Below are 25664 nucleotides of genomic sequence, written 5' to 3'. Positions count from 1 at the left end.
AGACTGACATGAGATTCACCGTCAAAGCCAAGCTTGCCAGCGCCTTCGGCGTCGTCATCCTGCTGTCCATGATCGCCGGCGCGGTCGGCTATGTGAAGCTGGCGGACATGGTCGGCACCACCGAGCTTCTGGTCAGCCGTGCGGGCCGGATGGAAAAGGCCGCCGAGCTGAAGGAAGGCATCCTGTTCCTTGTGCGCGCGGAGAAGAACGCGATTCTCGCAGCGTCCGATGCGGAACACGAGCAGTTCCAGGCCGACCTCATCAAGAACCGCGACGCGATCACCAAGTCGAAGGACGAGATCTACGCAGCCGCCAGCGAAAGCGGCAAGAAGCTGATGGAGGTCTTCAACGTCGCCTTCGCCAAGCTCAACGCCTATCAGGACGAGACGGTCAGGCTTGCGAAGACCGACAAGCCGAAGGCCCTGGATCGCTCCATGCATGATGGCCGCAAGGTCGTTGCGGACGCGATCGAAGCGGCCGATGTCTACATCAAGAATGTCAAGAAGAACATGGCTGAGCAGGCCGAGCAGTCAAAGCAGGACGGTGCGCGCGCCGAGATGCTGCTGATGAGCCTGGTCATTGCCTCGCTCCTGATCGCCGCGGTCGCGGCGACCTGGATTGCGCTGAACATCAGCCGTGCGCTGGCGCAGGCGGTGGGCCTCGCTGATGCGGTGGCGATCGGCGATCTCAGCCACAAGATCGAGTCCTCCAGCAATGACGAGATCGGAGATCTCATCAAGTCGCTGAACGCGATGACGGTCAACCTCAACGTGACGGCGGCGCTCGCCAACCAGATCGCGCAGGGCGATCTCATGGTCGAGGCCAAACCGCTGTCGGACAAGGATACGCTCGGCCTCGCGCTCGAGCGCATGGTGGAGAAGCTCCGTCAGATCGTGTCGGAAGCCCTGACCGCGGCGCAGAACGTCTCCGCCGGCAGCCAGGAGCTCTCCGCCAGCGCCGAGCAGCTCTCGCAGGGCGCGACCGAGCAGGCCTCGTCCGCCGAGGAAGCTTCTTCTTCGATGGAAGAGATGGCCTCGAACGTGAAGCAGAACGCCGACAACGCGAACCAGACCGAGAAGATCGCCGCGCAGTCCGCCAAGGATGCCGAGGCCAGCGGCGCCGCGGTCGGCCGCGCCGTCAACGCGATGCAGACCATCGCAGAGAAGATCACGATCGTGCAGGAGATCGCGCGCCAGACCGACCTGCTCGCGCTCAACGCCGCGGTCGAGGCCGCGCGCGCCGGCGAGCACGGCAAGGGCTTTGCCGTGGTTGCGTCCGAAGTGCGCAAGCTCGCCGAACGCAGCCAGGCCGCCGCCGCCGAGATCGGCACGCTCTCGACTGAAACCGTCAAGGTTGCGCAGGAGGCCGGCAATATGCTCTCCAGGCTCGTCCCTGATATCAAGAGGACGGCAGAGCTCGTCGAGGAAATCACCGCCGCCTGCCGCGAGCAGGACGTCGGCTCGGCCCAGATCAACCAGGCGATCCAGCAGCTCGACAAGGTCGGCCAGCAGAACGCCAGCGCCTCCGAGCAGGTGTCCTCGACCTCCGAGGAGCTCGCCTCGCAGGCCGAGCAGCTTCAGTCGACGATCGCCTATTTCCGCATCGAGCAGGGACGCAGCCAGGCCGCTGCGCCGATCGACCGAGCGGTCACCCAGCTCCGCGCCAAGGCGGCGACAATGGCGGCCGTCGAGCGGCCGGCCAAGAAGCCGCAGGCGAGGCCGGCGCGCGCGGTGAAGGCGGCCGGTGGCGGCGGCTTCGCCTTCGACATGAACGACGGCGAGGACGATCGGGACGCCGATTTCCAGCGCTGAGACCCGTCAAGAGGTCGGCCCATCCTTCGCCGGTGGGCCGATCCGCCGTCAGTGATCGTGTAAACGCGTGGGATTCAAGATGGCCCGTTCGGCCCGACATTCAGTGCAGGCGGCCATCGCGGACCGGGGCATTCAGCCATGATGCCCGCCGTGCAGGATACGGTCGTCCATCTGTCCGACCGCCACTTCCGGACCATCGCCGAACTGATCGAGGGCCAGGTCGGCATCAAGCTGCCGCAGGGCAAGCGGCTGATGCTGGAGGGGCGGCTGCACAAGCGCGTGCGCGCGCTGAACTTCTCCGACCTCAACGAGTATGTCGACAACCTGTTCGAGGCCGATCATTTCGACACCGAGCTGACCCATCTCATCGATGTGGTGACGACCAACAAGACCGACTTCTTCCGGGAGCCCCAGCACTTCACCTTCATGAGGGACGTCGCGATCCCGGCCCTGCTCAAGTCGCACGGGCGGAAAAACGCGAACCTGAAGATCTGGAGCTCGGCGAGTTCCACCGGCATGGAAGCCTACACCACCGCCATGGTGCTCGACGACATGACGCGGAACGGCTCGCGGTTTCAGTACCGCATCCTCGGGACCGACATTTCGACCGCGGTACTGCGTCTTGCCAAGACCGCGATCTACACCCGCGACGTGCTGGCGCCGGTGCCGGAGCATTTCCTGAAGCGATATTTCCTGTCGTCACGCGACAAGTTGCGCGGCGAAGTGCGGGTGGTGCCGGAATTGCGGCGCATGACGCATTTCATGAGGATGAACCTCATGGATAAGTCCTACCCCGTCGACCGGGACGTCGACATCATCTTCTGCCGCAACGTCCTGATCTATTTCGAGCGCGAGACCCAGCGCAAGGTGATCGAGCAATTGTGCAGCCATTTGCGGCCCGGCGGCTATCTTCTGGTCGGTCATTCGGAATCGATGATTCACAGTGCAGTGCCGGGTCTGAAGCAAGTTCAGCCAACCATTTTCAAGGTCTAGCCGGAGCGCAACCAGAATGCCGAGGGAGAAAGTTCGCGTACTGATCGTGGACGATTCGGCGTCGGTGCGCCAAATCCTGCAAACGATCCTCAACGACGATCCTGACATCGAGGTGATGGGGGCGGCCTCCGATCCGTTCGCGGCGGCGCGCCGCCTCCAGAACGAAATCCCCGATGTCATGATCCTCGACCTGGAAATGCCGCGCATGGACGGCATGACCTTCCTGCGCAAGATCATGGCGCAGCGCCCGATCCCGGTGATCATCTGCTCCTCACTCACCGAGGAAGGCTCCAACGTGATGTTCGAGGCGTTCGAGGCGGGCGCGGTCGACATCGTGCCGAAGCCGAAGATCGACACCCGGCAGGCGCTGCTCGAATGCTCGACGCGGCTGCGCGAGGCCGTGAAATCGGCAGCGCGCGCGCGGGTGCGCCCGCGGGCGGAGCGCCGTATGATCGAGAGGAAGCTGACCGCCGACGCCATCATCCCGCCGCCGGTGCAGGGTAAGGTCCGGCCGACGACTGAACGCATCGTGTGCATCGGTGCATCGACCGGCGGGACCGAAGCGCTCAACGACGTCCTCGAGATGCTGCCGCCGCACTGTCCTCCCATCGTCATCGTCCAGCACATGCCGGCTGGTTTCACCGCCGCCTTCGCCAGGCGCCTCGACAGCGTCTGCCAGGTCCGCGTCAAGGAAGCCGAGGACGGCGAGCCGGTGCTGCCGGGCTGCGCCTATATCGCGCCGGGCGCCCGTCACATGCTGCTCCAGCGCATTGGCCTGCGCTATCAGATCGCGATCAAGGACGGCCCGCCGGTGTCGCGGCATCGCCCCTCGGTCGACGTGCTGTTTCGCTCCGCGGCCCAGCATGCCGGCGCCAACGCGCTCGGCGTGATCATGACGGGCATGGGCGACGACGGCGCGCGCGGCATGCTGGAGATGCGCAAGCTCGGCGCCTCGACGCGCGCGCAGGACGAGGAGAGCTGCGTGGTGTTCGGCATGCCCAAGGAAGCCATCGCGCATGGCGGTGTCGAGAAGGTCGTCTCGCTGCATCATATCCCGCGCGAGATCATGCTCTGGTATCAGGCCGGACACGTTGCGGTGGCAGGTTGATTGCGATGTCCGCCATTCCGGCCAATACGCTCACCGAGGCGATCGTCGCGATCGAGGATGTCTCGTCGCGGATCGAGGACGTCTTCGCGCGCGTCGGTCACGAGCTCGGTCGCGGTCACCTCATCTTCAAGGAGCTGAACCAGGGCCTCGCGACGCTCTCGGAGGAACTCTCCGGCGCCGAGATCGAGGGCGCCGCCACCGCGCTACAGGAGATCGCCGCGCGGCTCAGCGAGCTGGCAGAGGCGCTGCCGGCCGAGAGCGCCCTGCTTGCGACCATCGGCACGAGTACGGCGGAGGCGTCCGCGCTGCTCAAGCCGCTGTTCAAGCACATCCAGATGATCACCATCATCGCGCGCAGCGCGCGGATCGAGGCGGCCTCGCTCGACGGCGACCGCGAGGGCTTTCTCGCCTTCACGCAGGAAGCCTACGATCTCGGCAAGGCGGTACAAGGTTCGATCGAGGGCTGCGCGCGGGACCAGCAGCGCCTGTCCGAGGCGGTTGCTACGGCCTCCGGTCGGCAGAAGGAGTTCGAGAGCCGTTATCGGAATCAATTGGTGTCGGAGAGCGCCGAGCTCGGCGCAGCCTATTCCGGATTGCGCGGCCAGCGCCGGGACAGCAGCCAGCTCGCCGACCTCGCGAGCACCAGCACCAGGAAGATCGCCGAGGCGGTCGGCGGCGCAATCATTTCCTTGCAGGCCGGCGACAGCACGCGCCAGCGCCTCGAACATGTCTGTCATGGCCTCGGCCAGGCGTCGGAAGCTGCGCCGGGCCTTGTTCCCGAACGGGGCGCGAGCGAGGACGGCGCGCGCGCGATCGGCCAGTTGCAGGCGGCCCTGCTCAGGGACGCCCAGCGCGAATTCGGCGGCGACATCGGCCAGATCGTTCGCGCGCTCACCGCCATCCTGCACGATGCGGGCAATGTCGTCGGCCATGGCCGCAATCTGTTCGGCGGCGCGGATGGCGGCTCGTCATCGTTCCTCGCGCGCATCAAGCAGGCACTGGCACATGCCTCGACCCTGATCGCTACCTGCGAGAGCGCCGGCCGCTCGGTCGACGAGGCGCTGGCCATCGTCGAGGGCACGTTGGCAAAGTTTCGCCAGGCCATCGCAGGACTTGCCGAAGCGACCGTCGACATTACCCTGATCGGAATGAATGCCGGCCTCAAGGCAAGCCATCTGGGCAGCCGCGGCAGCGCGTTCGTCGTGATCGCCAACGAGCTCAAGGCGACCGCCGACCAGGTCTCTGTGGGCGCGGGGCGCCTGCGGCCCGTGCTCGACGGCATCGAGCGCTCTGCGAACGAGCTGAAGGAGCTCCGCGTCCGGGGCGATCCCACGCAGCTCGCCAAGTTCGAGCCGCAGATCCTCCAGGCGCTGCGCGAGGTCGAGGTCGGCAACGAACGGCTCGGCAAGCTGATGAGCCGGCTCGTCGATGAAGGCGCGGAATTCGAGGGCCTGATGAATTCGGCGCAAGGTCTGATGAGCTCGCTAGGCGAGAGCTCCGCGGCCTTGCCTGCGGTTGCCGCGCGGCTCGAGACCGCGAGCGCCGGCGCGCAGCGGCCGCAGCCGGAGGCGCAGGATCAGGCGATGCTCGATGATCTCTTCGCGCGCTACACGATGGAGCGCGAGCGGGACGTTCACCGGGAATTCCTGCAAACGCTTGGCCTTGCGTCGATCGCCGCCACGCGCCGCGTCGAAGCGGTCGAGACCGCGGATGACGGCATAGAGTTGTTCTGACGTTCGCCGCCGGCGTCGCGCGTCGGCGGCAATTCGACGGATTGGGTTTTCCGAGCATTAACCTTGCCCGAAGGGCTGGCCGTTAGGTCATTGTCGCGCCCCAGAGTTGGTCGCAAATACAGGGCGATCTTCACCTCGGAAAATTCCCCATGCTGAGAGACGGTAAATACGCTGCCTGGTTCAGGACCCCACGAGGTCAGGGCACCGGCATCGTGGATCTGGCCGAGGGCCGGATCTCGGGCCGCGACAGCTTCTTTACTTATGGTGGTTCCTACCGGGTCGATGAGCAGCACTTCTCGGCCGTCCTGACCGTGAACCGGCATGCTGACGGTCCGTTGAGCGTCTTTGGGCCTGATGAGGTCGAGGTCAAACTTTCGGGTGTGTGCAACGGCCTGGTGGCGAGCTGTTCGGGAACGGCCAAGGAAGCACCCGACGTGAAGTTCGAGGCGACGCTGATCTACAGCCAGGAAGATGCGCCGGCAGCCGACGCCAAATGCGCGGTCGTGAAGCTCAACGCCGACAAGCTGCCCAAGGGCCTCGACAACCGTTCCCGGCCGCGTCACCCGTTCACGCCGCCCAAGGCGCCTGTGTCGTAAGGTGCCGGTTTTTAGCTTTGCATTGACGCTGTTGTCGCGAAATCACGGCGCGACTGGACTGCGGCAACACTAGTTTTAGAGGTGAAATCTAGGTTGGGGCCCATAACAAAAGGCGGACAGGGACATGCCTCAGATCTGGATGACATATGACGAACTCGCGACCCTCAGCGGCTGCAGCGCTGCCGAGGCCAGGATGCAGGCGATGCATCTGTCGCTCGATCGCCGCAAGAGCCGCGACGGGAACACCCGCGTCAAGCTGAACCTCGCCTTGATGGCCCGGTTCTTCGAGACCGTTCGCGAAGCCGAATTCGACCTCGATGACGCGATCACGGCGCTGCGCGATGCTCACCGGCAGATGTCCGGGGTTCTTTCGACGAGTCAGCCGAGCTTGCGGAGCGGAGTGGCGTAAGTTCTCGCGGCGCCGGCGGCCGCCTCAGGACGGCGGCCTCGGCAGGAAAGCCAGGATGGTTTGGGCCAGAAGGACGCCGACGGTGCCGCCGGCGGCCTTTTGCAGCACATCGATGAATCGTGGATCACGATCCGGCGTCACGGCCTGCAAGACCTCTAACCCGACTGCGACGGCGATCACGAACGCGCAAGCCAGCTTGACGCGCCCCGGTAGCAGGAAGGACAGCAGGAAGCCCAACAGGCCGTAGGCGCTGAAGCGCTCGATCACGACGACCCAGTAGGCCTCCGCGTGGCCCATGAGTGCCGGCCGGCCCGCGAGCTTGGCCAGCGTCGCATAGACGATGAGCACGAGACAGATAACCGCGGCTGCGATGAGATGATTGCGGCGCATTGCGCCAACATAGCCGGTCGACCGGCTGGCCGCTTTCGAAAGCCAAGAACATCGTTAAGGTTCACAAACCCTCGATGGCATGAACCGAGGTTCACGGGCAAGCCGCGCAGCCGTGGCTACGGCCCAATCCGCACGCATGCAGTTGACGTCAAACGTGGCGGTGTAGTCGCGATCTCACGCGGACGGCGCTGAGTTGGCGAGGGCAGGCATTCATCTGCCAGTTCTTCGGCCTGGTGATCCAAAGCCGGACTGCCAAGAACAGGATGTTGATGCCGAACCAGATCGACATCACGATAAGGAAAGAGCTTGCCATGACGGCTCCGCCTCCCGCTTTTCTTTCGAAAACAATGCGGAGCGCGGCTGAGAGTTCCACCGTCAGGGGAACGGGCAGGCGATCGTCCCTGCCCAAATTCTCGTCATCGACAAAACCAGGCCACCCCGGTCAAGCACGAAGCAACGCGCCAGACCGCATGACCAAGCTGTTCGCAGGGACCGACGTTCAACGCCGATTGTAGGTCCAGCCCTTGTCGACATTGGTCGGGTAGTGGGCTGCGAAGTACGGATTCTTGAGGCAGTTGCGCGCGGGATCGAAAATCCAGTCGGCGCATTCCCGGTAATTCAGGAATCGGCAATCGAAACCGAAGGCGCACCACGGCGCGCCGTTTGGAAATCCGAACCCCACGGGGACTTGCGCCGACGCTACTGAGGGCAGAGCCAGGAGCAGAGCTACGGCGAGCGCGCGGGACAACATGGTGCATTCCTCCAACAATCTATCAAACTGAGACCGAAGCCGGTCCGGCGATCGTTCTGCGCCGAAAAGGGACGATGTTCAATCTTCATCGTTGGATAGTCTAACATCCGGGCACGGAGAGATCGAGAGCGCCGAAAGCGATCGGCCCATGTCGATTGGCGGCTGCCATTCATCGATTGATGAGGCGGACGCGCCCGTCCATGACGTGTCGCGCGCGGCCGACGCTAGCCCTTCTTGGGGCCCTTGGATTTCAGCGACAGGCCGAGGCGCAAGGCCATACGCTTGATCGCATCGGGCGAGCGCCCGAGAAGTTTTGCTGCCTCTTCCAGCGAAGTCGAAGACTTGGCCAATTCCATCAGCCGGCGGTCTTCCTTGAACGACCAGGGCCTGCGCGCCATAACCGAAATCATCCTCTCGTCGACACAAAGACAAAGCCGCCAAGCGGACCCACGTTCGCTCGACGGCTTTGCTTGGGTGGGGCCGGGCCTGGGGGAGCCCGGTGAGAAGATGGATATGCGATCCACTAAGGTTCGCAACAAACAACGCGGATTAAGCTAACTGCTCAACCTTACCGCGATGAAATCGGCGCGTTGCGCTCCGTATAACCACGGAGTTTCGCTAACCAAGATCGGTCTGCACGCTTTGATGGTGGGGATCGAGGATGCTCTGCCACGACGTCCGGTTGTCGCAGAACCGGCGCACGGTCTTCGCAAGTCCGCGCTCGAAATCCTTGCAGGGGGCGCCTGCCGATATCGGAAGATCACGACCCCGCGTCTCGGCGCTGCGGCGAGACGCGGCAGCTCCACCAATCCGCGCGGACTGTTCTGACGAGCATGGAAGAAGTGTCGGCCGATCGTCGAGCCGTCGCCGACAGCCGTCGAAACAGTGACCGGTCCTTCGACGTGGTGGCGATGAAGATGTTCCTGATGCCTGCGAGCGTCAGGATGAATCGCAGACACTGGATCATCGGCTTACCGAAGACAGGCAGGAGCTGCTCGGACGCCATGCTGACGATGGAGGCGAGCAGGGAACTTGTTCCCTGCGCCCTCAATGTCCTCCAAGCTCAGGCGGCAATCTCCCCTTGATAATGGATGGCACGGCGTTTCGGCGTCAGCACTTGTGCGCGATTAGGAATTAAGTGCTTCGAGATCACGACATTGTTTGCTTCGAAATCACGACGTCGATTCGAGCGATCAACTTGAATTGAATCGGCGCCGGTTGGTCGCAACGGCTTCGAACGAGAAAAAAATTCAATCGCGATGCATGCGGCAGCGGTTTGACGAGCAGTATTGTGCTTCTCTCGGTTGAGTCGTCACGAGATCGTCGAATTCGTTCGGCTATGGTGCGCGCGCACGAACAAATCAAAATCAACAAAATCAAGAAGACCGAGATGCTTCAAAAGGCGCGAGCGGCACTTCCTCTCACCAAGCTCAGAGAGCGGGCGTTTGAAGGCGCGTTTTTCAGCGTTGCGCTGATCGCGATGGCGGGCTGGGTGTATTTCATCACGCTGATGCTGGTGCGATTGTTCCTCTGGTTTTTCGGTTGACGCACGAGCCCGATCAGTTCGCATGCAGGGTGCTGCCCAAAAAATCCCTGGCATGACGAGAAAATCAGCGGCGGTGATCATGATCTCGACACAACTCGAGGATGAGACTGCCAGTGTCACTGGAACGAATTGCGAATGATGCTGCTCGCGATCCTTGTCTCGCTCCTCGCTGGCTTTGGCGCAGGCTATGCGACACGCGCGCTGCGGCCTCGCGAGCGCACGGAGCGCCATCCGTTCCACCGTCCCTACAGTCCCACCGCGTTCCGGCAGAACAGTTCATTGGCGAGGGCGCGGCGTGCATTCTAAGGATTTACAACCGGCGTGCGGTTCTCGCCGTTGCGACTCGCATGGCGGCGGAGGGGAGTGAAGCATGACGGGATTTCGGGGAGACGCCATGACGAGCCCGACGTACAACGCGCCACGGCGGTATTTCGTCGACGGGGGAGGTCGCCGCGTCCTGATCGGCCTGACGCCCGAGGAGACGTTCGAGTTCGAGCGGCTCGACAGCGAGCAGGCGCAGGTCGCGCCCGATGCCGGCGAGCAGCGCAGGCTCGAGCTCTATGAGAAGCACGAGGGTGCCTGGAGGGCCTGGATGGCGCAAAGCCGCACCGAGCGACGCGAAGGATTCAGCCTTTATTAACCATCGCGGGCCCATTTTCTGGTCTGGCGCCTCGAACCGGAAAATGCACGCATGTTTCAGCTCTTCCTGCGGGCCCGCACCCATAACTTCCTGAAAGACCGCTTCGGCGGCGAGCAGGTGTTCCGCGCGCGCTCGCCCGAGCGCGACGCAGAAACAGATCGCACCCGCATCGAAGCCATCATGATTGCGATCGATGACGCCCTGCATGCGGCGGAGCGCGAGCAGTCAGGTCTCAACCGCCGGGTCGAGGACGTGCTGGCGCGCGCCGCCGTGACGATCGGGAACGGCGACGACGAATATCTCGAGCGCGAGGCGCTCGACAATCACCACCAGGACCTGTTCGACAAGGAAATCCTGAACGGCCAGCGCCGGCTCAAGGAGCTCGGCGCCTCGATCGCCCATTTCAAGTTCCTGAAGGCGGCGATGCTGAGCCGTTTCCCGGACTACCGGCCTCCGGCGAGCCCCACCAACTGACGCCTGATACGGCGCGCGAGCGAGACCGCTAGATCGCGAGCATGCTGTTGCCCTGAATGGACAGCAGCGTCAGGTTTCCGGTGGCATAGGCCCCGGTATCGATGTTGGCCCGGTTCTCGAGCAGCTCGGCCTGCTTCACCGGCGTATGGCCGTGCACGACGTATTTGCCGAAGCGCCTATTGCTTTGCAGGAACTCGTCCCTGATCCACAACAGGTCCTGCTCGCGCTGCTCGGAGAGCGGAATTCCCGGACGCACCCCTGCATGGACGAAGAAGAAGTCGCCGCATGTGAAGGTCGGCCGCAACTGGCGCAGGAACGCGATGTGCTCCGGCGGCATCACGGATGTGAGCTCGCGAACCAGATCGGGCAACTCGTCCTTGCCAAGGCCGGGCGCGGCCGACACGCCGTACGACATCAGGGTCTGGAGCCCGCCGAACTGAAACCATTCGGCGGCGCGGGCGGGATCTTCCAGCACCGAGGTGAAATAGGCCTCGTGATTGCCCTTGAGAAAGACGGTGTTGCGGCGGCGGCTGCGGTTGATCAGGAGATCGAGGGTATGACGCGAGTCCGGTCCGCGATCGATGTAGTCGCCGAGGAAGACCTCGATCGCGCGAAACGGCCGGCTGTTCGCCATGTCCGCATCGATCACGGCGAACATCTGCTCGAGCAGATGCGCGCAGCCGTGGATATCGCTGATCGCATAGATGCGCACGCCGTTCGGTAGCTTCGGCCGGGGCGAACTTCGGGGCGCAATCATGGACATGGGGTGCAACTCTTTCAAAGAGCTTCGCCCGGGATGTCAATATGCTATCGGAGAATTTGGGTGTCCGAGCAGGTTTTTTTCTACCCCTGCCGGCAAGCCTGCGCCTGCCCGATCATTCACCCGCGCTGCGAATCACCTGTCCACAAGCTTGCGCGAGGCTAGCCGAAGCTGCGGCTGTCGAACGAGGGTGCGGCCTTGCCGCGATAGGCCCGCCGCTCGCGCGCGCACCAGAACCGCGCCGCAGAAATAGCCAAGCTGGAGCACCGACGCGAAGACGAGAATCGTCACAACGATGTGAGCTGAATCATGTCCCTGCCACGCGGAGCCCACACCGAGGATCGTCGCACCGAGAACGATGGCGGGCGGCAGGATGAAGATCCGGAATCGGCCTCCCAGCAACGATCCGATCAGCAGACTGAAAATGGCAACCGTACTCACGACGCAACTCCTCGAATTGGTCACGAGTGTTAATGGCCGCGGCCTAATAACGGCTTAAGCGGCATGGTTGAACAGCCGTTCAAATGCGCGCGACAATGCTGTGCGAAAATGACGCGATTTGGTGTGAAACGCGGCGTGATGCCTGCTTAATTGTCACGCGTGTGACAGTAGTTTGAGCATTGTTTTGCTGCGACGCTGCATTGCATGAAAATCGATTTGATTTTTTCGGTGCACTGCCGCAATGTCGCTTTGTTTAGTTAAGATATACTTCGGCGCACATCGAAAAAATTAGATCGATTTGCTCGCAATTCTGATTGCGAGTGGTGACGAGGCAGCGAGGTTCGGATGGCTGTAGCAACTTACGGTTCGGAAAACTATTATTCGGTTATCTCGAACCGACGCGGTGCCCTCCAAAGACCCCTGCAAGTGGCTTTGATCGCCGGAGACTTCGTCGCCGTACTGCTCAGCTATTTCGTGGCGAGCGGCCTGTATCGCGTGCTCGTGATCGAGCAGGACTCATCCGTCGGAGCAGGCTTGGTCGTCGGCGCGGTGTTCGTGACCATCGCTTACTTCCAGGGCGTCTACGATCACCATCGTCTGCTGAGCACGGTCTGGCAGCTGCGCAAGGCCCTGGCGGTCTGGCTGATCTCGCTGACCATTCTCGCCGTCGAGGCGTTCCTGCTCAAATCGTCCGCGGACCTGTCGCGCGGAACCACGCTGCTGTTCGCCGCGACCGGCGGCGTCGCCTTGGGCGGTCTGCGCGTGCTGTGGCGCCTGGCGCTGACCTCGAGCTACGCCAAGGGCCGTCTGGTGGACCGCAAGGTCGTGCTGCTCAGCCTCAAGCCTCTCGATTTCACCTCGACCCGGTTCAAGGATCTGCGCAAGCACGGCTTCAACGTCGTGCGACATTTCGTGCTCGATCCGTCTGAAGAGGGCGCGGGCTGGGATCACGAGATTCGCGACATCACCCGTCAGGCGCGCACGGCGGATGTGGAAGAATATCTCCTGGTCATCGACTGGGACGAGATGCCGCTTCTCCAGAAGCTGAGCCAGCATCTGCGCGTTGTCCCCCAGCCGATCCGCCTTCTGCCAGATTTCCCGATCGCCGATCTGGTCTCGCGTCCGTTCCAGCCCGTCAGCGGCACGGTCGCGATCGAGATCCAGCGCGCGCCGCTCAGCGTGTTCGAGCAGGCGCAGAAGCGCTGCCTCGACATCGGCCTTGCCTCGTTCGCGCTTCTGCTGCTGGCGCCGCTGCTGATCACGGCTGCGATCATGATCAAGCTCGATTCCAAGGGCAAAGTGATCTTCAAGCAGGCCCGGCGCGGCTTCAACGGCAAGCAATTCGATATCTGGAAGTTCCGCTCGATGACGGTGGCGGAGAACGGTCATGTGGTCACGCAGGCGACGAAGAGCGACGCGCGGGTGACCCGTGTTGGCCGTGCGCTGCGGCGGACCAGCATCGACGAACTGCCGCAGCTCTGGAACGTTCTGCGCGGCGAGATGTCGCTGGTCGGGCCGCGCCCGCATGCGCTCGCGCACGACAATTACTACGATCCGATCATCAGCAACTACGTGTACCGGCATCACATGAAGCCGGGCCTGACCGGTTGGGCCCAGGTCAACGGCTTCCGCGGCGAGACGCCGACCATCGATCTGATGGAAAAGCGGGTCGAGTACGACATCTGGTACGTCAGCAATTGGAGCATCTGGCTCGACATCAGGATCATCCTGAAGACCGCGCTGGCGCTGATCCATCAGGAAGCCTACTGAGCCAGGCCGACGTCGGGCGCGCGTTGCCGCGCCCGACCCGCACGCCGCCCGTGCAGAGGGGAAACGGCCTGCATTTTGCAGCATGTGATTCGTTGCTGCCCCTTTGACGATTTGCACCCCCGAAACGCCGAGCCTTGCAGATTGAGCCATCGCCTCGCCAAGTTCGTCGCCGTGCCGTTGCTCGTCACCTGGGCGATCGCTGCCGCCTGTTCTCATGCGAACGCGTTGGAGTGGGGGGTCGGCGGACCGCCGCAAAAACGCAGGGATCTCGCGCCGATCTTTCAGCTCATGAGGGAGCGGGGGCTCACGCAATACAGGACCGGTCTCAACCTGACGCAAGATGCCGAGCCGGGCGAAGCCACGATGTTCCGGCAGACCATTGCGCTCGCCAGAAAATATTCGATCACGCTTCACCCTCTGATCAACTTCCCCTTCCGCTACGGTGACCGCACCGACAAGGGGCGGTACCCCAAGGGAGACCGGGACGCGCTCTACAGGCAGGGCTACGACCGCACCTACGCGTTCGTCCGGCAATTCAAGGACGATGTGTCCGACTGGGAGCTTGAGAACGAGATCAACCTGCTCGCGGTCGATTCCGACGGGAAGAAGCTGTTCGGGCGCGGCATGACCGCGGCGGACTTCGAAATGCCGGTGATGGAAGACTGGGCCCAGGTGTTGCACGGCGCGTCCGATGCCATCGACCAGATCAACCGCGAGACCGGAAGTCGTCTGCGCAAGGTGCTGAACACGACGTCGACGATGCTGGGCTTCCTCGACTTCATGGAGTCCCGGGGCGTGAAATACGACGTGATCTCCTACCACTATTACGAGGTGGCGGGGCAGAACCCGCATCGGCACTGGAATGGACGCAATCCGCCCTTCGACCTCTTCAAGAAGCTGGCGTCCTATCACCGCCCGGTGACGTTCAACGAGGTCAATTGCGCCGAGATCTACAAGCCGGCCTATGGAAATCGGCCCGGCGATCCCCTGACGGAGCAATGCCTCCGCTCACTGCGGGACACCTTCCAATATCTGAAGAACCAGAAAGACGTCGAGATCGAGAGTGTGATGGTCTACGAGCTGTTCGACGAGCCGCAGAAGAAGCCGCCGGAGAACAGGTTTGGGCTGATGTACGAGATCGACAGGCCCAAGGTTGCGCTCTTCCTTCTTTCGGAATTTGCCGGCGGCCGCCTGTCGGCTGAAGAATCGACTGAGTTGAGAACCAGGGGACTGTAGCTTTTCGGTCTCCGTGCGAAGAAAAGAACCTGCAATGCCTTTACCTGGATCTGAGCGCGTCAACACCGAGAAGTCGGGCAGCATCTTGGGCTTCAACGGGCTGCGCGGTCTCTCGGTCGTCCTGGTCTATCTCAATCACAAGTGCGGACTGCAGTTCTACTCGGGCAGCGTCGGCGTCTGGATATTCTTCATCCTGAGCGGCTTCCTGATCATCGGCGAGCTCAACAGGCAGCGAGGCAAGGTCGGGACGGCCGCGTCCCGGCCCGCGGCGGAAATCGTCACCTTCTGGGTCAAGCGGGCGACGCGCATCTTTCCCGCATATTATGCGCTTCTCGCCATCCTCTTCCTGGCCCGGTCCTATTTTCAGCACGCGGGGCCCGATCTCGGCTTCCGCTATCACGTCGTGTACCTGTCGAACTACTGGATCGGCAGCGTCATCGGCGGGACTGCCGGTCCCTTCGGCGTGCTCTGGACGCTCTCGGTCGAGCAGCAGTTCTACGTGATTGCGCCCTTCCTGTTCATCCTGCTTCCGCTGGAGCGCCATTTCGTCACCTGCATGAGCGTCGTCGCCCTCGGGTTGATCGGCCATTTCCTGATGTATTCATCGGGCTTCAATCACACCGCCATCCACACCTTGTCGCCCTGGAATTTCAGCCTGATCGCGTTCGGTGGCGCGATCACGATCCTGCATCTTCGCAGGCAGGGATGGGCCCCGAACGGCAACGGCATATTTGCCTGTCTCCTCATCGTCGCGTTCGCGCTGTGCTCGAACGGCGTGATTTACGAGGCCCCTTCGTATCTTTCTCCCGCGATCGACATTGCGATCGGGCTGTGCCTGGTCGCGCTGATCTGGTGGGTGCGCGCCAACCAGGACAGTGCCTTTGTTCAGGCGCTGGAGTGGAAGCCGCTCGAGCATCTCGGGAAGATCAGCTACGGCTTCTATCTCGTTCACAACTTCATCCCGAACCCGCTGGGCAAGGCGCTGACGCTCTATGGCGGGATGTCGGTGCCCGAGAGCGTGAAGATCACCGCGGGCGCAGCCATCGGTTTCGTGATCTCCTACGCTGTCGCGCATGTGTCCTGGAAGTACTTCGAATCGCCGATCCTGCGCAGCCGTCGCGGCCTGACCAAATTCTTCCTGCAATACCTGCCCGAAAATCCCTCGCAGGGCGTGCCGCGAACCGAGCTGAAATAGCCTAGCGGCTCATCCGAAAGCCATCGCCATCGACTGGATAACAGCGATGGCGAATTCGCAGGCCCTTCTCCGCGACGAAATGCGAGAACAATTCCCGATCGGCTTCGGGCGCGGCGCAGGTGCGTTCGAGCAGCGCGATGCGCGCCTCGGCGCCTGCCGCCTGATAGAACGTAGCTGCGCTTGGGAACAGGCGGGCCTGGAAGATATCGGCGAAGTCCTGGGTGGCGTAATCCCTGAGCTCGGGCGAGGCCGCATTGAAGGCGCGAAGCGCCAGTGGCGCGCGGATGAGCTGGAGCCAGGCCTCGTGTGGTGCGAAGCGATAGGAAAGACCCAGCAGTTCCGCCGTTCGCGGCCCAAAGCCGGCCTGGCGAATTTCGGCCCAGTAGCTGCCGAACCAGCCCAGTGCTTCAGTCGGCGCGCATGCCAGCAAGGCACGGCTCGTCGACGCGACGGCGTCTGCATCGAGGTCGATCTGCTTCAGGTCGCCTGTGCGTGTCGATTCGTCGGCGATTGCGAGCTGGAGCAGCAGGAGCTCGCGCAGCGTCTTGGCGCTGCATAGGCGACGGGCGGATGGCAAATTGTCCGATACGATCCGTCTCAGGCGATCGACTTCATATCGCTCGCCGCGCGCGACGCGTCCTGCAATCTGCGGAACCGCGGGATTGGTCACATCCGGGGCGATAGCCGCGATCCACGCCAGCGCGGCTGCGGCCAGCGCGATGGTCGAGCCGCGCAGAAGCCAGCGATACGCGGTCCCCGCTGCCTGTGCCGCCGGCTCGGTGGCGCTAGGCTCCCTCGACATAGTAGCTGTTGTAGTGCGAGCCCTTATACGCCTCGATCCTCTTGAGCATCTTCGGATTGGCGCGATTGAGCACGGCGCCCAGAAGCTTCTTCTGAATGCCTTCGGAACTCGCCATCGACTCCTGGAGCGCGTTGCGGGTCGTACGGCCCCACTCGATGACGTAAACCATCGCATCGACGAGATGGCTGACAGCCTTGGCGTCGGTGACCGGCATCACCGGCGCCAGATCGATGACGATGTATTCGTATTCCTCGCGCACCACTGCAAGCAGGTCAGCCATCGACTTGGAGGCGATGACGTCCGCCGAGTTCACCATGCGCGATGCGACGACGGAGGGCAGGAAGTCGAGCCCGCTCTCCTTGCTGCGCTGGATATGATAGCCGAACGAGCGCGGATCCTTGAGGGCTTCGACCAGGCCGGTCTTGGAATGGGGGGCCAGCGCCCTCGTCAGCGAGCGGGTATGGAGGTCGCCGTCGATCAGTAGCGTGCGATGTCCGGTCAACGCGGTCAAATGACCGAAATTGGCGGCAACCGTCGTTTTTCCCTCTTTCGGCAAGGACGACAGGATTCCAATGATCTTGACCTCGCGCGACAGGCGCGCGACGTCGATCGACACCTTGATGTTCCGCAGCGTCTCCGCGAACCGCGAGAACGGGTGCTCGACGACGTAGCTGGATATGTTTCCTTCCGGATGATCTGCCGAAGCCCTCGCCGCGCGGATGTCGGGAAGAACGCCGAGGCATTTCACCCCGAGCTGATCCTCGACGTCGCTCGGAGATCGCAGCACGTCGCTCATCAGTTCCTTCGTGAAGGCCGCCCCGAAGCCGAAACAGAGACCGCCGAGCAGGCCGCCGACCAGCGCCAGCAGCGTCTTGGGTGAGCTCTTCTTGTCGGGTTTGACCGCCGTGCCGATGATGCGCGCTTCGCTGATCGGGAAGCTCTGGTTCTGCGTCGCGTTCTGCAGCTTCTCGAGGAAGTTGTTGTAGAGGTTACGATAAGTATCCGCCGCGCTTTCGAGGTCGCGCAGCTTGACCTGCGCCTGACTCGTGCTGCCGGCCTGGGATACGAGATTCTTGAGATTCTCCTCAAGCGCCGTCTCGCGGCTCTTGGCGATCTCGTACTCGCTGCGATATGCGTCCGCGATACGACGGACCTCGTCCGCGATCGCCTTGCGCAGCTCTTCCATTCGGTTGGCGAGGTTGACGGCCGCCTGGTGGGTCTTGCCGTAACGGCTCGACCAGTCGGCATATTGCGCCGCCAGGTCGAGATATTGGGCGCGCAGGCGCGTGATCACCGTGTTGTTGAGTGCGTCCGTCACGGTCGGCTGCACGAGATCCTTGTCAAGCAGCGCCTCGATCCGGTCGAGGCGGGCCTTGGCCTCGGCGGTCGCGGCATGAGCGGCAATAAGCTGAGAGTTGACGTCCGCAAGCTGTTGCTCGCTCATCAGACCCCGGCTGGTGCCCACGATGTTGTTTTGCGCCTTGAACGTCTGCACGGCGCGGTCGCTCGCCGTCGCCTGTTCACGCAGCTCGGCGCTGCGTTGCTGGAGCCACTCGCCGGCGCGCTTGGTCGACTGATATTTCGCCTCCAGCGCGCCGACGATGTAGGCGTCTGCAATCGCGTTGGCGATCTGCGCAGCCTTGTTCGGATCGATCGAACGGTAGTTCATCGAGAGGACATAGGTCGTCAGCACGCGCTCGACCTTAAGGTTCTTCTGGAGAAGCTCGACCGCGCCGCGCTCGACCCGCTCCTTGCTCGGAGGACCGTCCGACCCGAACATCGAGATGACCTTGCCGATGACCAGCGGAATCAACCCGGGATCCGAGCCGTTGAACTCCGGATCCTCGGTGAGCTTCAGGCGACGGACGATCGACAGGAGGAGGTCGTCAGACTGGAGAATCTCGACCTGGCTGTCGACGAAGCCCGGGTCGATCAGCGCGTTGGCGGTTCCGCTGTCCTTGTCCAGTACCTGGGTTTGGCGTGTGTCCATCAGGATGCGCGCATTTGCCGTGTACATCGGCGTTGCCACGATCAGGTAGACGAGAACGATCGCGAGCGTACCGGCCACGATGGCGACGATCAGCGGCCATTGGCGGCGTACGATGTCCAGAGCGCGCTCGGCGCTGAGCGTCGTGCCACCGACCTCGATGGCATATCTCGGGCGTTGCGGAAACTGATCTCGTGGCTGAAACATCTCTGGGAATCTTGAGGTTGTCACTCGGGAAGGGGAACGGGTTTGAACGGGTCGGCGAGTTCGGTCTTCCACTCACCCGACATCAGACCGGCGCTTGCACCCGGACCCGCCGGTGCATTGCTGGCCGTGGCGGGAGCCGGGCTTCCCGGAACGGGCGCAGCCGCGGCGTCCTGATCCGTGAGATATCCTTTGAGGATGGACCCGTCGTGCAGCTTGGCAACGAATTCGCTGATCCGGCGCGCGACGTCGGGCTTGGTCGCGATGCAGCGCTCTTCGGCACGGTGAAGCCCGGCGCCGATTGCGACACGGTCGGCCTGGCTCGCCTGGCGCAGCATGTCCCGAACCGGATCGAGCGCGGCTATGTCGGTCACCAGCAATCCGGTGAGCCGGCCCGAAAGCTTGTCCCTGTCGTTCTTCGACTGTCGCAACAAAACCGAGGGGTCCGAGACGAATGCGCTGACCGCGGACGACGGCGCTCGTTCGGCGCGATCGACGCATTGAGCCTGTGCCGGCGCCGACAGCGTCGCAGACACGGCAACGGCGATCACTGCCGCGATCCGTAAAACCGGCAGGGAGCCACGCAACAAGCTATCGAGTTTGATTAGGATCGCGCTCATATCTCGTTGCAAACTAGCGATGACGTATGGATTTAGGCCCTAGGTCCTTGATGACCCAAAACTATGTCAAATTCTTGTGCGGCGCAAAATATAAACCAGTACGGACCAAATTGCCATACTTGCCCGCTCTGCATCCCCGTTTCGCATGAACGAAATTCTTGCTGCGATCAGGCGCGGATTCGGCGAATGGTTGCGCGCGCTCGTATGCGATAAGCACGAATTTTAGGCAAGCGCCATGCCAAGGCCAAGCACCATGCCAAGGCAAAGGCGCGAGGGACGGTCTGGCAGACCATCGCCTCGCGCCTGTCGCAACCTGCGATTGAGGGCGGTAGAGCGAAACTTCGCGCGGTCTATTCGGAGGTCCGCAACATCGCGAGACGCGTGGCGCGCAGGCGCTCGCCATGCTCGCCGATCGCGACCCAGAAGCGCGGATTTCCGCCGGACTGCATCGAGATCCACTCGTAATCCGCGGCGTTCCAGGGGCGCACCGAAGCGGAAAGATTGTCCAGGACGAAGTCGCCGTCGGCAAGTCGCGCCACCAGCACGAGATGGCCCTGGCCGCCATTTGTCAGGACCACTGCGAGGCGCAGTGCCGACTTGGGCCAGCCCATCTCGATCAGTTGATGACGCTTGGTGACCGCGTAGTCGTTGCAATCGCCGGCGGACGGCGAAAGGCTCCAGCGCGCCACCATCGGATTGGTCGATTTCTGCATCGGTGTGATCGACGCGTTGACCGAGCTGTTCACCTCGCGCAGCATGCTCATCGCCCGGTCGCCCGAAGGCAGTGTCCGGTCGGCGGCGTCGCTCGCGCATTCGCCGTCGTTGTTCATGCAGAACTTGACGAATTGCAGCGGCGCGAGCGCATTGTCGTACTCGCGGATGAACGCGCTCTTCGCCTGATTGAGCGAACTGTCGTTCAACATCTCGGCCTTGGCGGCGGTGCCGGTCGACGCGATCCCGATCGCGACCAGCGATTTGATAATCCAGCTCATGACATCCCCGTCTCGCGTTTTCTTTTTTGACGCTACGGGTATCTCACAAACGATTTGAGCTTTGGTTCCGCGGAAATTTACAATTGTAGCTAAATAGGCCGGTCACGGGACCGGCCTGGGAGGGGTGGTTAACGGTTCCAGCCGTCAGCGCGACGGGCTTACCGAGGTCAGAACGGCGGTCGACGTCGCCGCAAACAGCGTCTGCGTCTGTGACGCCGCACCGGGCCCGCTCTGGTTCACGACCGTGGGTGCGGTCGAGCTTGCTCCGCCACCGCGTGCCTCCGCCGCGGTCGAACCAGGTCCGCCGCCGGCTGTGGTCTCGCCCGTCGGATCGGCGCCGTTGGTCGCTTCGGTCGGGATATCGCCGGTGATGCTGGTGAACGATTGGATCAGGTCGGGATTCTCGGTCTTGAGAACCGCCTCCTGGATCAGCTGGGCAACGCCGGGCTGCGACAGGACGCAAACCGAAGCGGCGGTGCCGAGACCAGCGCCAATGGCGCGGCTTTGATCGGTGCTGCTGGCCTTCGCCAGCGAGACAATGCCATCGACTGTCTCGGGACGCGCGGTCAGAAGGTCGCGCACAGCCGAGGCGAGGCCGCCTTGTCCGTCCTTGAACTGGTCGAGCAGCCCGCCGGGATTGGCCAGAAAGTCGGTGGCGCGCTCGGCTGAAACAACGCCCGTGTTGGCAACGCAGCCCGAGCTGACGCCCGTTGCGCCGAATGCTGCCGGCATTCCGGCGAAAATTGCCAGCGCTCCGACGACCACGGTGAAGCGCCTACCAGAATTCCAGCTCATTGCCCTGCCCACTTCAATCAATTTGGCTTTAAACTTCAATTAATTTGACTTTAGCTCGACTTGCACGGATTTGCCACGTTCTTTTCGCATCTGTGATGGTAGCGATTGCGCGAGGCCGCACCCGACGATGGCTGCGAAAAACACGCCGTAACCGGGTATCTGCAACGAGAAATCGATGCAGCTATGTGCAACTCCCAATACAGCGACGCTGGCGCCGATCACGGGTATGTAGCGGTCGCGTTTTCGGCGCAAGCTTCCGGTAAACAGATGGTAAAGATACCAGAGGCAGGCCAGCGCGATGACGCCGAAGGCGGGGATGCCTAATTCGACGGCAATTTCCAGCGACGTGCTGTGAGCGCGGTCCCAGATGCCGAGACTGCCGAGCGTTGCGGGTCTGATGGCGGGAAAAACAGCTTCGAAATTGCCCAGCCCGACACCGAGCAGCCGATGATCAGCGATGATCCCCAATGATGCCTGGTACGCAGCAAGCCGCTGCGGATCGACCAGCCCGTGTTCGACGATTCGCCCCGCCACGAGGCCGCCTACGAGCTGCAAGAGCACGAGCCCTGCTGCCGCTGAGCCGCCGAGGACCAGCCACTTCCGCGATCTGCCGAGCTCGAGCGGCACGAGATAAAGGATGATGGCCAGCACGAACGTGCCAACCGACAGCAGCAGACCCGCCCGCGATCCGGTCATGGCAAGCGCGATCGTGCAGATCGCGAATCCCGCACCGAGCGCCACCGGCGCGGAGAGGATTTGCTCGAGCCGCGATCGCCAATCCGGTTGTTCCGGCGGCCCGCCTTCCTGGCGGTGCATGGTGCGCAGAAGCGGCACCAGAAACAGCAGGGCGCAGCTGCCCCAGAACGTCGCCGCCGTGTTTCGATTGACGAAGGTCCCTGTGGCAAAGCCCAGGTAGGCTTCTTTCTGCCTGAACAGCACCATGTCCGGTGCGATCAGCTCCGCCAGAATTCCGTACAATGCATACAGGCATCCCGCCCATGCCAGTATGCGTAGCAGCGAACGTGCGGCTCCCGCATCGCTTGCAAGAATCACGGCGCGCGTGAAGGCGAGCGACAGCAGCAAGACCGATCCGAACGCCAGCCACGTTCCGCGTGCGGTGACCGAGAGGCGGTCAGGCAACACGAGGCCGAAAAAACGCCGCGGCAGTTCCCAGACCGCTGCTGATTCACTGGACGGATCGCTCCACGTTTGCAACGCCACGATGACAACCACCGCCGCGATCGCCACTGCCAATGGAATGAGCAACATGGCATTGCGACGGCTCACGGCCGAAAGATCGGCGGTCAGCAGGCTGCAGACGAGCAGAAAATTCCAGAAGCAAATCCACGCGAGGTCGAGGGATCCGAGCGGAAGTGGCGCCAGCACAAACACGGCTGTGGCGAAAAATCGCGATATCGCGCCCAAAGGCCCCTCTGTCATTCAACTCAGCCGCGATGGAGCTATCAGAACTTCGCGCGAGATCAAGTTAATGCGAGGCTAGGTCGTTGATGGCCATTCGCAACATTGCAAACAAGGCCGCAGCTCGCGCGTGCAGCCCTGATCTGTTCCAAACGCAATGCCCGTTGCCTCGCGAAAGCTGAATTGAAGTCTATGAGCATGTCGTCGGAGCAAAGATGCCGACCGGCGTCTTGCTGCCGCATCTGTCGTGCACTGTCCTGGTCGAGATCGGCGCTTCGCGGCTCTTTTCAGTTGAATAAACCATCCCGGTGGAGGCATTATATTGCACCGCAGCATTTCGCTTTGGTCGAATCGTAGAGCCTCTATCAAGTGCTAGCTCATCAAACAAAGGCGCACTACGTTCCGCTGGACAGCGTTCGTGGCCTCGCCGCCCTCTGCGTGGTCGTCCATCACTTCGTCGGATCGGATCCGCTCGCCGCTGCGCTACCTCATCGCGCCTGGATCGACGTCGCGTTTTTTCACAATTCCTGGCTCTTCGTCGATTTGTTCTTCGTGTTGAGCGGCATCGTGATTTCGATGAGCTATGTTCAGTCCGAATTCAGCGGGTTCGACTTCCGAACGTTCACCTTGCGTCGTATCGCACGCATCTATCCGCTGCACATCGTCATGCTGTTCGCCTTTCTGGCGTTTCGGCTGATGCGGCTCACGCTCACCGAACTGGACCTGCTGCACTTCTCGACCAACGAGACGGCGGATCTCCAGGTTAACAATGTGTACTCGTTTGTCGCGAATGTGTTCTTGCTCCATGCTATGGGCGTGCTCGACTATCTGAGCTGGAACGGCCCGAGCTGGAGCATCAGCGCGGAGTTCTACACCTATCTCGTGTTTGGCGCCGTCGTCGTCCTGTCGCAGCGCCTTGGCTACATCAAGCTCGTCTATGTTTTCAGCGCCGTGCTGGCCGTGATGGGCGCGGCTCTCATTATCTTCGTGCTCAAGAATGAAACGCTCGACTTCCAGACCAACGCCTTCACCCGATGCTTCCTGGGCTTCTTCGTCGGCGTGCTCACGCTTCGTTTCGTCTCGGGAAAAGGTCGTTCAGTGAGCCCCTTCGTTCAGTCGGCCTGCCAGATCGGCGCGGCCGTCGTCGCCATCGTGCTGGTTTCAGTCGTCGGCTTCGACGAACGGCTCAGCTTCGTGGCGCCGATCGTTTTCGGCGCCCTGCTGGGCTCGCTGATGGCGTTTCCGGAGCGGCTCCTGCCGAGGCTGCTGTCCGTCCGTCCGCTGGTCTGGCTGGGCAAGCGCTCCTATTCGATCTACATGACGCATGCGCTGATACTTGTCCTCATCCAGTACTTCGCGCGTGGCGTGGGCACCGAGCGCCTGCAAATCGTGGACAACATTCTTCCCGGACTGGCAGCCTCGCTGCTGCTCGCCGTCTTCGTGGCCGCCGTGCTCGTGCTCTCCAACCTCACCTACCTCTGGGTCGAGATGCCGGGGTCGCGGTTCGTGCTTCGGCTTTTCAATCGCCGCGCCGTTCCCGTTGTGGTCGCGGCGGAGTGACGGGCATGTCCAGCAGCTCTTCGGCTCTACCGAGGTCGGACTGGCGCATGGTCGATCCGGTGGCCTTGCCCCGGCATCACCAGCAGGAGGGCAGTGCATTCTTCAGTCTCGAGGCAATCGCGCTCTTGCTTTATTTCTACCGCGATGCGCTCGCAGGCGCGTTGCGCTATTATCTGGCCGTTCTCAAGATCAGCCCGCTGTGGTTCCTGCCTGACATTTTCGCGCTGGTCTGCATTTTTGCCTTCGTGCAGCGCTACGTCCTGATGGGACGTAACCTCGTCGCGATCCTCACGCTGTTCTACATCTGCTTTGCGCTTTACCTCGGATACGTGTTCCTGGGCTATTTCAGCGGCATGATGTCGTCGTTCAAGATGATCGCGCCGGTGTTCGTCGGCTTCTGTTTCTGCGGGCGCAATTTCGGCGACTACGATCGACTGCTGCGGTGGCTTCACCCGATCTTCTACCTGACGATCGTCGGGATCATATTGTCGTCCCGCATGCAGTTGCCTTGGGTGGGATATGCCTACGAGACTTTCGGCACGACGCGGCAGGCGACGCGGCTGTGGTGGTCGGCGTCCGAGACGCGCCTCGCCGGACTTGCCGCCGACAGCACGATGGCCGCATTCTTCGTGTTCATTTCGTTCACGATCAGCTCGGTGCGCCGGAGCCTGCTGTGGTGCCTGTTCTGGGCGCCCATCGGTCTCTACGCCATCAAATTGACCACGAACAAGACCTCGCTCGGCGTGATGGTGATCTACATCGCTTGCCTGATCATCGTTCGCCTCGTTCCCGAGCGTGAGAAGTTTCCCATGCTCCGGCGCATGGCGCTGCTTTCGTTCCTGTCGATCCTCGTGCCTGCGGTGCTGATCGCCCTGTTCTCCGGCAACGGGCTTGTCAGCATGTCGCGCGGCCTGTTCAGCCTGCAGGACCGCGTCAACAACAGCTGGCAGTTGCCGTTCGTCTACATGGCTGAGCTCATGCCGGTCGGCTTCTTCACCGGCTGCGGCCTCGGTTGCTTCAACTATCCGCAGCTGCTGTTCTCGAACAAGCTCAGCTATTACGTTCCGGTGGATAATTTCTACCTCGGCACCTACCTGATGTTCGGGCCGATCTTCGTGTTGTTCATGGTCATGGTCATCCTCGCGGTCGCAAGGACCAGGGACATCTACAAGCTGTCTTTCGCGGTCGCCATGAACCTCTTCACCATCACGGTTCTGGCCTATGGTCCCGCAAGCGGCCTGATCATGCTCGGCGTCGCCTTCAGCGAAGTCTTCGCCCGAGAGAGACGTGACGAGACCGTCGCGGACGCGGTGCCGCTCGCGCCTGACGTCGACGATCTGGTCTCTCGGCCGGCATGATCGCGATGTTGCCGCATGCAATGAGCTGCAATGCGCAGCACGGGCTCTGGTCCGCAACTTTCCTTCGTCTTGAT

Annotated in this window: 26 protein-coding genes; 15 read left to right on the top strand and 11 right to left on the bottom strand. The window is 62.4% G+C overall.

Annotation, left to right across the window (positions count from 1 at the left end):
* Positions 1-8 precede the first annotated feature (8 nt).
* From ACVJ5M_RS38880 to ACVJ5M_RS38855, 6 genes are all read left to right on the top strand, one after another.
* Positions 9-1811: a methyl-accepting chemotaxis protein gene (locus ACVJ5M_RS38880; RefSeq protein ID WP_354099740.1), complete on the top strand. Its 1803-nt coding sequence runs from the start codon at positions 9-11 to the stop codon at positions 1809-1811.
* Between the two features lie 138 nt (positions 1812-1949).
* A complete protein-coding gene (locus tag ACVJ5M_RS38875) occupies positions 1950-2804 on the top strand; it encodes a CheR family methyltransferase (RefSeq protein WP_063985239.1) in 855 nt (284 codons plus the stop codon).
* Positions 2805-2820: 16 nt separating this feature from the next.
* Positions 2821-3912: a protein-glutamate methylesterase/protein-glutamine glutaminase gene (locus tag ACVJ5M_RS38870; protein ID WP_063985238.1), complete on the top strand. Its 1092-nt coding sequence runs from the start codon at positions 2821-2823 to the stop codon at positions 3910-3912.
* A 5-nt stretch (positions 3913-3917) separates the two neighbouring features.
* Positions 3918-5645 (top strand): chemotaxis protein, encoded by a 1728-nt coding sequence (locus ACVJ5M_RS38865; protein ID WP_187387801.1) that lies wholly within the window; start codon positions 3918-3920, stop codon positions 5643-5645.
* Between the two features lie 149 nt (positions 5646-5794).
* A complete protein-coding gene (locus tag ACVJ5M_RS38860) occupies positions 5795-6241 on the top strand; it encodes a hypothetical protein (RefSeq protein ID WP_028150364.1) in 447 nt (148 codons plus the stop codon).
* 124 nt (positions 6242-6365) lie between these two features.
* Complete coding sequence (locus ACVJ5M_RS38855; RefSeq protein WP_063985237.1) at positions 6366-6650, top strand: hypothetical protein; 285 nt, start codon at positions 6366-6368, stop codon at positions 6648-6650.
* Between the two features lie 24 nt (positions 6651-6674).
* Here the strand turns inward: ACVJ5M_RS38855 and ACVJ5M_RS38850 are convergent, their stop codons facing one another.
* The 3 genes from ACVJ5M_RS38850 to ACVJ5M_RS38840 form a co-directional block, all read right to left on the bottom strand.
* A complete protein-coding gene (locus ACVJ5M_RS38850) occupies positions 6675-7040 on the bottom strand; it encodes a VanZ family protein (RefSeq protein WP_014497531.1) in 366 nt (121 codons plus the stop codon).
* A 499-nt stretch (positions 7041-7539) separates the two neighbouring features.
* On the bottom strand, positions 7540-7791 hold the full coding sequence (locus tag ACVJ5M_RS38845; RefSeq protein WP_063985235.1) for a hypothetical protein: 252 nt from the start codon (positions 7789-7791) through the stop codon (positions 7540-7542).
* A 224-nt stretch (positions 7792-8015) separates the two neighbouring features.
* Positions 8016-8189: a hypothetical protein gene (locus ACVJ5M_RS38840; RefSeq protein ID WP_187387800.1), complete on the bottom strand. Its 174-nt coding sequence runs from the start codon at positions 8187-8189 to the stop codon at positions 8016-8018.
* A gap of 435 nt (positions 8190-8624) precedes the next feature.
* Between ACVJ5M_RS38840 and ACVJ5M_RS38835 the strand changes: the two genes are divergently transcribed.
* The 4 genes from ACVJ5M_RS38835 (at position 8625) to ACVJ5M_RS38820 (ending at position 10451) form a co-directional block, all read left to right on the top strand.
* Entirely contained in the window at positions 8625-8876 is a 252-nt protein-coding gene (locus tag ACVJ5M_RS38835) for a hypothetical protein (protein WP_063985234.1), read from the top strand.
* Positions 8877-9130: 254 nt separating this feature from the next.
* Positions 9131-9337, top strand: a complete 207-nt coding sequence (locus tag ACVJ5M_RS38830) for a hypothetical protein (protein WP_283018484.1) — start codon at positions 9131-9133, stop codon at positions 9335-9337.
* 394 nt (positions 9338-9731) lie between these two features.
* The gene (locus ACVJ5M_RS38825; RefSeq protein ID WP_063985233.1) at positions 9732-9977 is read left to right on the top strand and encodes a hypothetical protein; all 246 of its coding nucleotides are present in this window, start codon (positions 9732-9734) and stop codon (positions 9975-9977) included.
* 51 nt (positions 9978-10028) lie between these two features.
* Entirely contained in the window at positions 10029-10451 is a 423-nt protein-coding gene (locus ACVJ5M_RS38820) for a hypothetical protein (protein ID WP_028159056.1), read from the top strand.
* Positions 10452-10479: 28 nt separating this feature from the next.
* Here ACVJ5M_RS38820 and ACVJ5M_RS38815 read toward each other — a convergent pair whose 3' ends face one another.
* Together ACVJ5M_RS38815 and ACVJ5M_RS38810 are read right to left on the bottom strand one after the other, a co-directional pair.
* The gene (locus ACVJ5M_RS38815; RefSeq protein WP_063985232.1) at positions 10480-11214 is read right to left on the bottom strand and encodes a metallophosphoesterase family protein; all 735 of its coding nucleotides are present in this window, start codon (positions 11212-11214) and stop codon (positions 10480-10482) included.
* 132 nt (positions 11215-11346) lie between these two features.
* Positions 11347-11652, bottom strand: a complete 306-nt coding sequence (locus ACVJ5M_RS38810) for a hypothetical protein (RefSeq protein WP_245328482.1) — start codon at positions 11650-11652, stop codon at positions 11347-11349.
* Positions 11653-11997: 345 nt separating this feature from the next.
* On the opposite strand from ACVJ5M_RS38810, the gene ACVJ5M_RS38805 reads away from it, so the two are divergent.
* The 3 genes from ACVJ5M_RS38805 to ACVJ5M_RS38795 all read left to right on the top strand — a co-directional run bounded on the left by ACVJ5M_RS38805 (position 11998) and on the right by ACVJ5M_RS38795 (position 15853).
* Positions 11998-13422: an undecaprenyl-phosphate glucose phosphotransferase gene (locus tag ACVJ5M_RS38805; protein WP_063985231.1), complete on the top strand. Its 1425-nt coding sequence runs from the start codon at positions 11998-12000 to the stop codon at positions 13420-13422.
* A 141-nt stretch (positions 13423-13563) separates the two neighbouring features.
* Positions 13564-14658 (top strand): glycoside hydrolase family protein, encoded by a 1095-nt coding sequence (locus ACVJ5M_RS38800; protein ID WP_063985230.1) that lies wholly within the window; start codon positions 13564-13566, stop codon positions 14656-14658.
* Positions 14659-14692: 34 nt separating this feature from the next.
* Positions 14693-15853 carry an acyltransferase family protein gene (locus ACVJ5M_RS38795; protein ID WP_063985229.1) on the top strand — a complete coding sequence of 387 codons (1161 nt, stop codon included), beginning with the start codon at positions 14693-14695 and terminating at the stop codon, positions 15851-15853.
* A 1-nt stretch (position 15854) separates the two neighbouring features.
* Here the strand turns inward: ACVJ5M_RS38795 and ACVJ5M_RS38790 are convergent, their stop codons facing one another.
* The 6 genes from ACVJ5M_RS38790 to ACVJ5M_RS38765 all read right to left on the bottom strand — a co-directional run bounded on the left by ACVJ5M_RS38790 (position 15855) and on the right by ACVJ5M_RS38765 (position 22693).
* Positions 15855-16655 (bottom strand): hypothetical protein, encoded by an 801-nt coding sequence (locus ACVJ5M_RS38790; protein WP_063985228.1) that lies wholly within the window; start codon positions 16653-16655, stop codon positions 15855-15857.
* The gene (locus tag ACVJ5M_RS38785; protein ID WP_063985227.1) at positions 16639-18849 is read right to left on the bottom strand and encodes a GNVR domain-containing protein; all 2211 of its coding nucleotides are present in this window, start codon (positions 18847-18849) and stop codon (positions 16639-16641) included. Before ACVJ5M_RS38785 ends, ACVJ5M_RS38790 begins: the two co-directional genes overlap by 17 nt.
* 20 nt (positions 18850-18869) lie before the next feature.
* Positions 18870-19397: a hypothetical protein gene (locus ACVJ5M_RS38780; RefSeq protein ID WP_283018485.1), complete on the bottom strand. Its 528-nt coding sequence runs from the start codon at positions 19395-19397 to the stop codon at positions 18870-18872.
* 419 nt (positions 19398-19816) lie between these two features.
* Positions 19817-20458, bottom strand: coding sequence for a transglutaminase-like cysteine peptidase (locus ACVJ5M_RS38775; RefSeq protein ID WP_063985225.1), 642 nt, complete (start codon positions 20456-20458; stop codon positions 19817-19819).
* Between the two features lie 144 nt (positions 20459-20602).
* Entirely contained in the window at positions 20603-21253 is a 651-nt protein-coding gene (locus ACVJ5M_RS38770) for a hypothetical protein (RefSeq protein ID WP_063985224.1), read from the bottom strand.
* A 39-nt stretch (positions 21254-21292) separates the two neighbouring features.
* On the bottom strand, positions 21293-22693 hold the full coding sequence (locus ACVJ5M_RS38765) for an O-antigen ligase family protein (protein WP_354099738.1): 1401 nt from the start codon (positions 22691-22693) through the stop codon (positions 21293-21295).
* 348 nt (positions 22694-23041) lie between these two features.
* Here ACVJ5M_RS38765 and ACVJ5M_RS38760 point away from each other — a divergent pair, with 348 nt between their 5' ends.
* Both ACVJ5M_RS38760 and ACVJ5M_RS38755 read left to right on the top strand, forming a co-directional pair.
* Positions 23042-24232, top strand: coding sequence for an acyltransferase family protein (locus ACVJ5M_RS38760; RefSeq protein ID WP_354099737.1), 1191 nt, complete (start codon positions 23042-23044; stop codon positions 24230-24232).
* 5 nt (positions 24233-24237) lie between these two features.
* Positions 24238-25590 (top strand): hypothetical protein, encoded by a 1353-nt coding sequence (locus ACVJ5M_RS38755; RefSeq protein WP_028152415.1) that lies wholly within the window; start codon positions 24238-24240, stop codon positions 25588-25590.
* The last annotated feature ends 74 nt before the right edge of the window (positions 25591-25664 follow it).

Source organism: Bradyrhizobium sp. S3.7.6, assembly GCF_054061875.1.
This window is presented reverse-complemented; position numbering and strand designations above follow the sequence as displayed.

Bases quoted from the DNA above. Each gene is read 5' to 3' on its own strand.
- ACVJ5M_RS38880 (WP_354099740.1), top strand. From the start codon at position 9: ATGAGATTCACCGTCAAAGCCAAGCTTGCCAGCGCCTTCGGCGTCGTC.
- ACVJ5M_RS38875 (WP_063985239.1), top strand. From the start codon at position 1,950: ATGATGCCCGCCGTGCAGGATACGGTCGTCCATCTGTCCGACCGCCAC.
- ACVJ5M_RS38870 (WP_063985238.1), top strand. From the start codon at position 2,821: ATGCCGAGGGAGAAAGTTCGCGTACTGATCGTGGACGATTCGGCGTCG.
- ACVJ5M_RS38865 (WP_187387801.1), top strand. From the start codon at position 3,918: ATGTCCGCCATTCCGGCCAATACGCTCACCGAGGCGATCGTCGCGATC.
- ACVJ5M_RS38860 (WP_028150364.1), top strand. From the start codon at position 5,795: ATGCTGAGAGACGGTAAATACGCTGCCTGGTTCAGGACCCCACGAGGT.
- ACVJ5M_RS38855 (WP_063985237.1), top strand. From the start codon at position 6,366: ATGCCTCAGATCTGGATGACATATGACGAACTCGCGACCCTCAGCGGC.
- ACVJ5M_RS38850 (WP_014497531.1), bottom strand. From the start codon at position 7,040: ATGCGCCGCAATCATCTCATCGCAGCCGCGGTTATCTGTCTCGTGCTC.
- ACVJ5M_RS38845 (WP_063985235.1), bottom strand. From the start codon at position 7,791: ATGTTGTCCCGCGCGCTCGCCGTAGCTCTGCTCCTGGCTCTGCCCTCA.
- ACVJ5M_RS38840 (WP_187387800.1), bottom strand. From the start codon at position 8,189: ATGGCGCGCAGGCCCTGGTCGTTCAAGGAAGACCGCCGGCTGATGGAA.
- ACVJ5M_RS38835 (WP_063985234.1), top strand. From the start codon at position 8,625: ATGGAAGAAGTGTCGGCCGATCGTCGAGCCGTCGCCGACAGCCGTCGA.
- ACVJ5M_RS38830 (WP_283018484.1), top strand. From the start codon at position 9,131: ATGGTGCGCGCGCACGAACAAATCAAAATCAACAAAATCAAGAAGACC.
- ACVJ5M_RS38825 (WP_063985233.1), top strand. From the start codon at position 9,732: ATGACGAGCCCGACGTACAACGCGCCACGGCGGTATTTCGTCGACGGG.
- ACVJ5M_RS38820 (WP_028159056.1), top strand. From the start codon at position 10,029: ATGTTTCAGCTCTTCCTGCGGGCCCGCACCCATAACTTCCTGAAAGAC.
- ACVJ5M_RS38815 (WP_063985232.1), bottom strand. From the start codon at position 11,214: ATGTCCATGATTGCGCCCCGAAGTTCGCCCCGGCCGAAGCTACCGAAC.
- ACVJ5M_RS38805 (WP_063985231.1), top strand. From the start codon at position 11,998: ATGGCTGTAGCAACTTACGGTTCGGAAAACTATTATTCGGTTATCTCG.
- ACVJ5M_RS38795 (WP_063985229.1), top strand. From the start codon at position 14,693: ATGCCTTTACCTGGATCTGAGCGCGTCAACACCGAGAAGTCGGGCAGC.
- ACVJ5M_RS38790 (WP_063985228.1), bottom strand. From the start codon at position 16,655: ATGTCGAGGGAGCCTAGCGCCACCGAGCCGGCGGCACAGGCAGCGGGG.
- ACVJ5M_RS38785 (WP_063985227.1), bottom strand. From the start codon at position 18,849: ATGTTTCAGCCACGAGATCAGTTTCCGCAACGCCCGAGATATGCCATC.
- ACVJ5M_RS38775 (WP_063985225.1), bottom strand. From the start codon at position 20,458: ATGAGCTGGATTATCAAATCGCTGGTCGCGATCGGGATCGCGTCGACC.
- ACVJ5M_RS38770 (WP_063985224.1), bottom strand. From the start codon at position 21,253: ATGAGCTGGAATTCTGGTAGGCGCTTCACCGTGGTCGTCGGAGCGCTG.
- ACVJ5M_RS38765 (WP_354099738.1), bottom strand. From the start codon at position 22,693: ATGACAGAGGGGCCTTTGGGCGCGATATCGCGATTTTTCGCCACAGCC.
- ACVJ5M_RS38755 (WP_028152415.1), top strand. From the start codon at position 24,238: ATGTCCAGCAGCTCTTCGGCTCTACCGAGGTCGGACTGGCGCATGGTC.